This window comes from Pedococcus sp., from assembly GCF_036554925.1.
GTDB lineage: Bacteria > Actinomycetota > Actinomycetes > Actinomycetales > Dermatophilaceae > Pedococcus_A.
On record NZ_DATBMI010000138.1, the window covers coordinates 1 to 3455 of the forward strand.

At 74.4% G+C, this 3455-nt stretch carries 2 protein-coding genes; one reads left to right on the forward strand and one right to left on the reverse strand.

Features of this window, described 5'->3' with window-relative positions; translation table 11 throughout:
• Positions 1–269: 269 nt before the first annotated feature.
• Entirely contained in the window at positions 270–3065 is a 2796-nt protein-coding gene (locus tag VIB11_RS11445) for a hypothetical protein (protein ID WP_332031351.1), read from the forward strand.
• Positions 3066–3246: 181 nt separating this feature from the next.
• Here the strand turns inward: VIB11_RS11445 and VIB11_RS11450 are convergent.
• The coding region (locus VIB11_RS11450; protein WP_332031353.1) for a hypothetical protein at positions 3247–3455 on the reverse strand (209 nt) is incomplete at its 5' end.

The window sequence follows — 3455 nt, forward strand, 5'->3', positions numbered from 1 at the left end:
GAGGGGCCAGAATGGTGGATTGCCCGGCGAGAGGTGGTGGCCACGGAGCCGGGGTTGCCCTCGGATCCGGACTCGCGTGCCCGAGGCGCACCTCAGACACAGTGTTCAAAGATACCGCCTGCCCAGTGGCCCACCAAATCGGTTCGGGCCTGCATTGGAGCTGGCCGGCCCACCGTGCCTGGCTGGGTTGCGGAGCCCCACCACGGTCACGTCGGACTGCGGCCGCGGGGTGCCTCTGGAACCATGGCCCGCGACGACGAGGGGACCTCATGGACGACGACGTCTGGCTGGTGCCGCACACGCACTGGGACCGCGAGTGGTACGAGCCGTTCCAGCGGTTCCGCCTCCGCCTGGTCGACCTCATGGACGACGTGACGGCGCGGGGGCTGGCCGAGCCCGGGTTCCGCTTCACGCTCGACGGCCAGATGGCCGCGGTCGAGGACTACCTCGAGGTCCGGCCGGAGCGGCGCGGGACGATCCGGGACCTGGTCGCGGGCGGGCAGCTCGCCATCGGCCCGTGGCGCGTGCTGATGGACGAGTTCCTCTGCTCGGGCGAGACGATGATCCGCAACCTCGAGATGGGCTGGGCGTCCGCGAGCGCCTTGGGCGAACCGATGCCGGTCGGCTACCTGCCCGACATGTTCGGGCACTGCGCCCAGATGCCCCAGATCCTGCGTCGTGCCGGTCTCAGCCGGGCGTGCGTCTGGCGCGGCGTCCCGGAGCGGGTCGCGCATCACGAGTTCGTCTGGCGCTCGCCCGACGGCAGCACCATCCGGACCGAGTACCTTCCCTCCGGGTACGGGAACGCGGCCGACCTCTTCCTCGACAGCGCCAACGGCACGGATGTCGAGTCCGTCCGGAGCCGGCTCGTGGACCGGATGGCCCGGCAGCGCGCGTGGTTCGGTGCGGATGCCTTCCTCGCGATGTACGGCACCGACCACGCCGCTCCCCTGCCCAGCCTGATGCAGCAGGTCGGCCGGCTCGGCGAGCACCCCGACGGCCCGCGGGTCCGCGTGGCCACGCTGCGCGACTACCTCGCCGAGGCACGCACCCCCGAGGCCGCCCTGCTCGTGGTCGAGGGAGAGCTGCGCAGCCACGCCCGCGCCAACATCCTCCCCGGGGTGCTCTCGGTGCGGTGGCACCTCAAGGACGCCATGGCTCGGACGGAGCGCACGCTCGCCCGCTACGCGGAGCCCTTCGCCTCGCTGTGGCTGGAGGCCTGGCCGCAGGCCTACCTCGACCTCGCGTGGGGCAACGTCGTCGACTCCTCCTGCCACGACTCCGTCACCGGCTGCGGCGTCGACGAGACCGCCCTGCAGGTGGCTGCACGGATCGCCGAGGGCGAGCACGCGGCGCAGGCGGTGCGGGACCGCGTGCTCGCCGGTCTGGCGCGGCACGTCCCCGACGGGTCGCTCCTCGTGGTCAACCCCGTGCCGGGCGCGCGAGCCGACCAGCTCGCCCTCACGCTGCCGGTGCCGGCCGACTGGCCCGCGGTGGCCCTTGCAGCGGCTGACGGGCGGCTGCTCCCCACCCAGGAGCTGGGACGGCCGGCGGCGGAGCTGGCCCGGGAGCAGGTCCCCGCCGCGCGGCTCGCCACCGTCATGGGCCGGGTCCACGACCGCGAGCTGTTCGGGTTGCAGGTCCGCCGGCTCGAGATCGACGAGGCGGGTCGAGAGCTGGTCTTCCACGTCGCTGACCGACCCGGACCCGAGCGGTTCGACGCCGTCCGCGAGGAGGGGCGGGTGGCCTCGGCGGTGGCGGGCAGGCCGGCCGACGAGCCGTGGACCCTCGTGATCGTCGACGAGCCCCGTCGGCGGCTCGTCGCCGCCGTGGAGTGCGAGGGCCTCGGCTGGTCGACCTGGACCCCGCAGCGCGCCGAGGACCAGCCCGGCCGCGGCCAGGCCGCCACCACGTCGGGCGTCGGCGTCGAGGGCACCTCCCTGACCAGCTCCCTCCTGCGCGTCGACGTCCGCGACGGCGGCAGCCTGCGCCTCACCGCGGCCGACGGCACGGTGCTCGACGGCGTCGGCACCCTCGTCGACGGCGGTGACTGCGGCGACAGCTACAACTACGGTCCGCCCGCGGGTGACCGCGTGGTCGACACCCCCGACCACGTCGAGGTGCGGGTGCTCGAGCGGGGTCCGCTCCGAGCAGCCCTCGAGGTGCGTCGCGACTACCGCCTGCCGACCCGGCTCGAGGCGGACGGCTCTCGGTCGGCCACCACGGAGCCGGTCACCGTCACCACCCGGGTCGAGCTGCGCCGCGGCGAGCCGTTCGCCCGGCTGGCGCTGGCCTGGGAGAACCGATCCTCCGACCACCGGCTGCGGCTGCTGGTCCCGCTGGCCCGCGCCACCTCGACCGTCGACGCCGAGGGTCAGCTGGCGGTCGTGCGCCGCCCGCTCACCGCCGAGGGCGGGACGGGAGGCGAGTTCCCGCTGCCGACCTACCCGGCCGAGCGGTTCGTCGACGCGGGTGGCGCGGGCGTGCTGCTGGGTCGGACGATGGAGCACGAGGTCGTCGACACGGCCGGCGGGCAGGCACTCGCGCTCACCCTGCTGCGGGCCATCGGCTACCTCAGCCGCAACGTCCACCCGCATCGTGACGAGCCGGCCGGGCCGCAGCTGCCGACCCCCCAGGCGCAGTGCCTGGGCCCTGCCACCGCGGACCTGGCGGTCCTCCCCCACGCCGGCGGGTGGGAGGACGCCGCCCTCGTCGCGGCCGTCGAGGGGTACCTCCACCCGGTCGTGGCCGTGCGCGGCACGGCGGCCGGTTCCGTCCCCGCGGCGGGTGCGTCCGCGGCCGGCCGGCCGACGGCCCTGCGCCTCGAAGGGCGCGGTGTCGTCCTGACCTCCCTGCGACGCCGGGACGGGTGGCTCGAGCTGAGGGTCGTCGCGGAGTGCACCCGACCCACCGAGGCAGTGGTGAGCCTGGCGGGATCCGGGATCGCGCAGGCGCGGCGGTGCGACCTGTTCGGGCGGCCGGGCGGGCCGCTGGAGGTCGCGAACGCAGAGGTGCGCGTCCCCCTCGGGCCGTGGGAGATCGCCACGCTGCAGCTCCGTCCCTGACCGCAGGACGTGGCCGCACCGGGCCCGCAACGGTGTGCCTCAACGTTGGGGAGAGGAAAGTCACCACGCAACCGCTCAGCACGGAACGATGTCCCTCAGCCCGGGCCTGGGGCCCTGGCACGCCGAAGGGGGCCGGTCCGCGAACGGACCGGCCCCCTTCGGGCTGGGAGCGCAGGGCAGCTCAGTCGAGACCGAGCTCCGCGTCGTCGAGGCGGATGGCCTCCCCGCTGCCCGGGCCGAAGACCGGGTACTCGTACTCGTAGCTCGGCATGGAGTAGACCGCGGCCTTGGCCTCCTCGGTCGGCTCCACCTTGATGTTCCGGTAGCGCGGGAGACCCGTGCCGGCCGGGATGAGCTTTCCGAGGATGACGTTCTCCTTCAGACCCAGCA

What these genes read in the sequence shown, in the direction of transcription:
- VIB11_RS11445 (WP_332031351.1), top strand. Translation starts at nt 270, where the DNA reads ATGGACGACGACGTCTGGCTGGTGCCGCACACGCACTGGGACCGCGAG.